General features: G+C 40.2%; 10 protein-coding genes and 2 pseudogenes. 2 read left to right on the top strand and 10 right to left on the bottom strand.

Features of this window, described 5'->3' with window-relative positions:
- Both ACEYJ7_RS04480 and ACEYJ7_RS04475 read left to right on the top strand, forming a co-directional pair.
- Positions 1-620, top strand: a 620-nt coding sequence (locus ACEYJ7_RS04480) for an IS4 family transposase (RefSeq protein ID WP_373777868.1), incomplete at its 5' end; no start/stop codon positions are given.
- 15 nt (positions 621-635) lie between these two features.
- A complete protein-coding gene (locus tag ACEYJ7_RS04475; RefSeq protein ID WP_373777866.1) occupies positions 636-761 on the top strand; it encodes a hypothetical protein in 126 nt (41 codons plus the stop codon).
- Positions 762-1,102: 341 nt separating this feature from the next.
- On the opposite strand, the gene ACEYJ7_RS04470 is transcribed toward ACEYJ7_RS04475, so the two are convergent.
- The 10 genes and pseudogenes from ACEYJ7_RS04470 to ACEYJ7_RS04425 form a co-directional block, all read right to left on the bottom strand.
- Positions 1,103-1,291: an antitoxin VbhA family protein gene (locus tag ACEYJ7_RS04470; RefSeq protein WP_373777864.1), complete on the bottom strand. Its 189-nt coding sequence runs from the start codon at positions 1,289-1,291 to the stop codon at positions 1,103-1,105.
- Between the two features lie 8 nt (positions 1,292-1,299).
- Entirely contained in the window at positions 1,300-1,506 is a 207-nt protein-coding gene (locus ACEYJ7_RS04465; protein ID WP_005618528.1) for a hypothetical protein, read from the bottom strand.
- A 252-nt stretch (positions 1,507-1,758) separates the two neighbouring features.
- Entirely contained in the window at positions 1,759-2,241 is a 483-nt protein-coding gene (locus ACEYJ7_RS04460; protein WP_239638533.1) for an MbeB family mobilization protein, read from the bottom strand.
- Between the two features lie 316 nt (positions 2,242-2,557).
- Positions 2,558-2,929, bottom strand: a pseudogene (locus tag ACEYJ7_RS04455) (relaxase/mobilization nuclease domain-containing protein); the annotation flags it as partial.
- On the bottom strand, positions 2,926-3,231 hold the full coding sequence (locus ACEYJ7_RS04450) for a plasmid mobilization relaxosome protein MobC (protein ID WP_005618548.1): 306 nt from the start codon (positions 3,229-3,231) through the stop codon (positions 2,926-2,928). The pseudogene ACEYJ7_RS04455 and the gene ACEYJ7_RS04450, both read right to left, overlap by 4 nt.
- A 1,105-nt stretch (positions 3,232-4,336) precedes the next feature.
- Positions 4,337-5,260, bottom strand: coding sequence for an ROB family class A beta-lactamase (gene blaROB / locus ACEYJ7_RS04445; RefSeq protein ID WP_373777863.1), 924 nt, complete (start codon positions 5,258-5,260; stop codon positions 4,337-4,339).
- Positions 5,261-5,317: 57 nt separating this feature from the next.
- A pseudogene (locus ACEYJ7_RS04440) lies at positions 5,318-5,515 on the bottom strand (DUF5713 family protein); the annotation flags it as partial.
- Between the two features lie 270 nt (positions 5,516-5,785).
- Positions 5,786-6,013 (bottom strand): hypothetical protein, encoded by a 228-nt coding sequence (locus ACEYJ7_RS04435; protein WP_373777862.1) that lies wholly within the window; start codon positions 6,011-6,013, stop codon positions 5,786-5,788.
- Positions 6,000-6,299, bottom strand: a complete 300-nt coding sequence (locus ACEYJ7_RS04430; protein WP_373777860.1) for a BrnT family toxin — start codon at positions 6,297-6,299, stop codon at positions 6,000-6,002. The genes ACEYJ7_RS04435 and ACEYJ7_RS04430 overlap by 14 nt, the downstream gene beginning before the upstream one ends.
- A 9-nt stretch (positions 6,300-6,308) precedes the next feature.
- Positions 6,309-6,642, bottom strand: a 334-nt coding sequence (locus tag ACEYJ7_RS04425; protein WP_373777858.1) for a hypothetical protein, incomplete at its 5' end; no start/stop codon positions are given.

Raw genomic sequence — 6,642 nt, 5'->3', positions numbered from 1 at the left:
TGGTTGATATTCAGGCAGGTCAAACTTATGTATTTGACAAAGGGTATTGTGATTACAACTGGTGGTGGGCAATTCATCAACATCAAGCTTTTTTTGTTACTCGAGCCAAAAGCAATGCAGCGGTAAAAGTGATTAAAAGTAATGAGATAGAAGATATTGATAAGCAAGTGATTTTACAGGATGAAGTGGTTCAATTTGTGAATCATCATCAAAAGAAATCACGGAAGAATCAGTATGTTGAGCCGTTACGGCGCATTATGGTTGTACGAGAAAACCATCAAGATGCACTGGTACTTTTTACAAACAATTTGGATGCAAAAGCCATTGATATTGCAACACAATACCGAAGTCGTTGGAATATTGAGTTGTGGTTTAAGTGGATAAAACAGCATTTAGAAGTGAAACACTTCTTGGGCAAAAGTGAAAATGCAGTCAGGATACAGCTTTTATGTGCTTTAATTGCTTACCTACTCTTGCGACTTTATTATGCCAAATGTCAGGTTAGCTGTTCTTTGCATCACTTTTTTGTTTGGCTTGGTAGTGCTTTATTTGAACGAGCAACTAAAATTGATTGGAAAACGAGATGGCATCAGCCTAGGCGAATTTATTTTGGACAGTAGTGCGCCTTCGCGGGAATGACGACATTGTTATTTTGTCGTGTACCGAAAGGCAGCCTGAAACGTACATTGCGCGGAAATTCGGATAATTTGTTTGTAGAACAAAAAAAACAGATTTTGGCGAATTTAAGCGCAAAAGTCTAGCAATTTAGCCCCGAATAAAACAAAACCGCCTTGTTAGGCGGTTATGTGTTAAAATCACTTTCGCACTATGGCGGCGGCTCGCACTACCGTTCATAGTGTGAGCCTAGTCGCTTAGCCTTATAGTGCTAAGGGGGTGATTTATGTGAAAACATCAGAAATTATTACTCTGATCATCTTGCTAACACTGTTAGCGTGGGCGGTAAGTACAAAAGTACTAGCTATGCTTGATGTACTTATCATCGTTTTAAATAAATTAGCCTAACGGCTAGGAAGGGAATAGGGTAGCAACCTGTTCCCGACCTTTCCCATTGTATGCCCTATCCCCTGATTTTTCAAGTTATCTACTTTTCAAATAATCTTATTCTTAATTCGTCTAGAGTTTTAATTTCTCCAGAAACATATTTTTTCAGTAATACTTTACATTCTTTAGATGGATATTCCCCTTCTAATGCAAAACTGGCTAAGGCGTTTTTTATATGAAATTCCCGTCTAGCTAAAATTTCAGGTGTTAATTTTTCATCATCTTGCATAAATCCCCCTAAAATTTATATTTATTAAATTTTTCTCTCACTAACTTAGAAAGTTCTTCGTAGTCAATTTCTTCTGGTTTAAGAGCGTATAGCTTGTTACGCAAGCCTGCTAATAACTCGCTATCTTCGTTTCTACCACCTGTTTGAGCCACGATTAAGCCGAGTGTTTGAGAAATACCATTTATTAAACTGTCTTTTTCCATAAGTGTTGCCATAATTCTCCCCCTTGTGTTATCTGCTTATACCCCTGCTTTGTCTTTTGCGTTGAGATATTACCGTTTCAAGCTGTTTATTAAACTCTGTAATGTCGTTAATTGCTTGCTGATTTCGTTGTATTGTTGAATGATCAAGGCGTTTTCGGCTCGCAAACTCTCTAATTCTTTCGATAATTTCACTCGCTCGATTTCTTGCTGTTCTAGCAAGGTTTTCAAGGTTTTCTCGTAAAGTAGTTCTAATTCGGTCGCCATTTATTTTTTCCCCTGTTTCTTGGTTTCGTGAACTTCGATTATTTTCAAATTCTCGCCCCACGTTGAGTTGATAAAATCCTTGTCCACTGCTACACAAGGCTTTATCCCTTTCTCCGTTTTGCAAGTTGATAGCTTGATCCCCCCACTCTGCTCTTTGGCTATCTCGGCTGAGCTTTGCCATTCGGTCATCTCTTGATAGGCGTTCTTCGCCTGCCACGTCAAAACGCCTGCGGTTATGGCTATCAAGGTTAATATCGTCAAGGCGATTAGGGTCGGCAAGCGATACATTCTCACGGTATTTTTTATCAATTTCGCCTGCTCGATTTGGATATTTTCGGCTAAATTGTTCCCTGCGTGCTGTAACTGCTGTATCAAGTTTTGCTCGTGCCGTTTGATAGCGTTCTGCACTATCTCGCTTGTACTCTCTAGCTCTTTCTGTGATGTCTGCTGAAAGGTCTGTGCTAAATCTAAAATCTTGCTCATAGAAAGCCCCTTTTAATCTTAAATTCTGTCCGTCAGTCTTGATTGATAGGTTTTTTGGCGTAATGCGTGCAATTTCAAAACCTGCACGTTCTAGGGCATTTATAACGTCCTGTCGGTCGTTTATCTGCCCTGCGTTCGCTAAAGCTGTTAAACCGTCCGTAATCGCCTGTAAAGCCTGTTTTTTATCGGTTGGTAGGTCTTTGCGGTCAATCAGGTTTTTTTGCTTTATAGGGTTGTTTGGGTCGCTTAGGCTGTATTCGTGGTTGATTACCTGCTTGAAGTTTTCAGCAAGTGGGCGGTCTGCCCTGTCGTAGTAGGGTTGTAGGCGTTTTCCGCTTGTCATCTCTACGTTTGGGATAACGAAATTCAGCTCAAGCCTGCCTTTGTCGGTGTGTTGTACCCACGCAATGTTATATTGTTCAGGCTCAAGCCCTGCAAACATTGCCTTTTCAAAGCGTGCCATAATCTCACGCTTTTGTATTTCGGGTAGGTCGCTTTCTTCAAAAGACAAGCAACCTGCGGTGTAAGTGTTATTAAAATCAAGACTATCAGCAATACTTTGTGATAGTCGGAGATCGCCCTGCAGGATTTGGGCGGTGTCGTCAGGCTTATTTAGTAAATAGTCCACGCAAGCCTTGCAACTACTAGCTTTTCCCTTACCGTGTTTCTTAAAAAATTTAACGATCATAGGCTCAATTCTCGCAATTTTTTGAGATTTTTTTCAATTTCTCGCAAGGTTGCCAACACGCTAACAAGGTCAATGCTCGGCTTTTGACTGTTGCATTGTCGGGCGATTTGGTTCAGGTTTACGCCTATGCGGTTCAGCTCGAACAGTAACGCAGGGTCGATTACTTTCGGCTGTCGCTTAGGTTGCTGTTCCAGGGCAACTTCCCGAACCCACTCCGCAAGCCTTGCTTTCGTTTTTCTCTCTAACAAGGCTTGATACTCGTTTTCGGTGAGCCTGATTTTTATCTCTTTCTCACGTTTCATAATGGTGTCCGTTCTTCTATTTTGACCGCTGAAAGCGGTCGGGGGTCAAGGGGGCAAAGCCCTTTTGCAAGGTCAAAAAGGAAACTCGAAGAGTACCCTTTTTGTGTCCTTGCTATTACAAAAGACAATAGTACACCAAAAGCCCCGAGAGTGATATATAAAAATCAGCGGAGCCGATAGGCGACTTCGTTTTATTAGGCGAACATCGTGAGCCTTTGAACCAAAATAAAAATAAAAAAATTTTATTATTAGGGAAGTGGTTATTGTGGGCGGTAGGTTTTTAGTGTTGGAAAGCTGTTGGAAAGCTCGTGGGTAACTCGCAGAGTTATCCATCAGCTTTTCAATGGCTTTTCAATACGACCCGCAGGGGAAAAACCGTTAAACCGTCCACATTAACTACTGACCCAAAAAAAGAACGCTTTTTACTAAAAGATTTCTATTCGGTTCTCAAATGTTGCGTGAATGGGGCAACAATAAAACGTTGTGGCGTTTATCAGGGTGGGAATTGCAGACCTTACAATCAATTCCGCTGTAACCTTAAATCTCGCTTATCAGGTGTGGGCTGTACTACTTAAAGACCGTGCCACGAAACGGAGACAGAGCCTAGATTTCGTTCTAGGTACGTTATCACTTCTACGCCTGTTTATTCTTCCGAAGTCCGAGCTGAAGACTGTTTGATTTAAGGGGTGCGTTTGAGTTCTATCCCTTTCGGGTGCTTGTTGAATGGTATTTTAGGTGGACGCCAGCACTGTTTTCGATTTAACTACTTGAACAACGCCCCACCCTTTGCTATGATTAGATTGCTTAGGTCTGGATCATAGCAAAGAACGCACATTGAACAGATTATAGGAAAAGGGATCGAATGTCAAAAGTTCGATCCCTTTTTCTTTTGCAATGCATTGGTATTAAAGGCTTTAAGGTGTATTTTATTAAAATCTGTACACCTTTGTGAAAATCCATACACTTTCTTACCGTGTAATTTTATGAAATTTCGTGCACCTTTCTGCTAACGCCCTGCGGTTGTTAGACTAAAAAAGCCATTGAAAGCAAGTTTCAACGGCTTTTTCAGCCCTAAATTTTCACTTTTTCTAACAAAATGAATTTGTTAGTTGAGCTGTAAAGTATGAAATACTTGCTTTGCTGCATCTTCTACTAATTTATTGTTGAATTTGGCTTCTTCGGTAAATTGCGTACTCATGATTGCCATCACAATCGGTTTGCGATTTGGTATGCGAACCACCGCAATATCATTGCGTACACCATATTTACCCGCCCCGCTTTTATCGTACACTTTCCACGATGTTGGCGTAGCAGCGCGAATCAATGGATTGCCTGTTGCGTTATTGTCCAACCAATTCCACAAAATCGTTTTTTGCGATTCGGTTAATGTGTTGCCCAATAAATACGCATTTAAATTCATCGCCATTTGTTTGGGTGTACTCGTATCACGAATATCGTTGGGTTTGGCTTGATTTAAATCGGGTTCTAGCCGATTGGTATGGGTTACGTTATCGCCTAATTGTCGCAAAATACGTTGATATTGTTCCACGCCACCCAATTCTTTGAGCAGCAAATTGGTCGCGCTGTTGTCGCTAAACCGCACGGCTGCTTCACATAATTGGGCAATCGTCATGCCTTTGCCAACGTATTTTTGGGTTTCGGGAGAATAACTAACCAAATCTTTTTGGCTATATGAAATGGTACGATTTAAATCTTTTTCAGGCAGCGATTGCAACACCGCCCCAGCCAACAACGCCTTGAAAGTGGACGCATAAGCAAAGCGTTCATCTGCACGATAAGACAAAGAATGTCCCGTTTCTGTATCCCATACATAAACGCCAATTCGGGCTTGATACTGCTGTTCCAAATTCGCCAAAGTCTGTTGAAAGGTGGCTTGTGTGGCTGATTGTTGCACAGGCGCACTAGCAGGCTGCGGATTAGACGTTACCGAATGAACAGAATTGGGCGAACAAGCCGTTAATGTTAATGTCAGCAATAATAATGTGCCGATTTTTAACTTATTCAACATAAATTATCCTTTGATTTTACTAAATAAATTTCTTTTCAGGCAGCCTGAAAAATAATTTTACCAATCACGCGGGGCAATCAATTCTTCACCATCTGCGTCATCAAAACCATAAGCTTGGGCAATAAATTCCATGGTTTCGCCAAAACAATCACGCGCAACTGTTTCAATTTCGCTGTCATTTTCATCAAATTCATCTTGCAATTCATTGAGTTGCTCGGTGGCTTCGTGCGTGATGGCATACAGCGCGTCTAAATTGTCGGGTTGTCTTGTTCAACGCAAATTCTAATCTATTGTCATCAGAACGGTATCATAGGTTAAAAATCCCTTTTTGGTACAACTGCTCCAACACTAACTGCCAGAAGTGGTTCACCAAAAAGGGGATTTTTATTTTATCATTATCAGCACACTTCCCCACCTTTTGGGATATATTATCCCCGTGGGAGTAGTACTGAAATGCGGTTTACTAAATATACTACAAAAAGCCCAATTCTTCAAGAACTGGGCTTTTTGTTATTTGAGTATTGTTTAGGCTGTAGCAAACAGTAGTCTAATCATCTGATTAACACGCATTCTATCTTGTGGAGTGTTATGCTGTTTAATCACTTCTTGAACATCACTATCAAAAAAACTCACCAAATCATCATGGGCTTTTTTTCTTGCTTGCATTTCTAAGATTTTAGGATTTTTTGTACGAGTTGCACCGCTAAAATCAAAATCTTTATAGCGCTCATATTCTAAATCAGTATCTTGCATTTACATACTCCTTTTCTTGGTGCTTAGTCGGAAAAAATGCCGTGATAATACGGATAGTATTCTCTCTTTGTGTCCAAGCAACAACCAACAATCTAGCTTGATTACTCATGCCAATAGTAAGCGTTCTTGGTTCATCATAATCGCCAAAATCAGCTTTTTCAAGAAAATTATCATCACAAAATACGCTTGCTACTTCTTCCAAAGTAATGCCACGTTTCTTATGAACTAATTCAAATTTATCATCATGCCACTCAAATAGCATTCCAAACAGTTGAAGAATTGGCATAATACAACCTTAAGCCTTAGCTAATTCATCATTGCCTACAATCATTTGCAATTCACTAACCGCTCCTTGTACACGTTTTAGGTCTTGCTCTCTTAATTCACTATGAATAATTTCAAGCAAGCGTTTTGCATTGGTTGGATTCTTTCGAGCATAGCCTAACATCATACCACCAAGTACCACCTTTTGAGCAGTATCCTGTTTTTTAGCTTTATCCTTTAAACGAGAAAGTTTTGCTTCAGTTTCCGCAATTTGTTGCTCCAATGTCGTCATATTATCACCATTAAGCAAAAATAATAAGTTTATTTTAACAGAATAAGCTAAAGGCGTAAATCCACGAAGTGCG

The sequence above is a fragment of the Glaesserella sp. genome (assembly GCF_041814905.1).
In the GTDB taxonomy this organism is placed as follows: domain Bacteria; phylum Pseudomonadota; class Gammaproteobacteria; order Enterobacterales; family Pasteurellaceae; genus Glaesserella.
The sequence above is the reverse complement of the archived record's forward strand: the minus strand, read 5'-3'. Positions and strand labels throughout refer to the sequence as shown.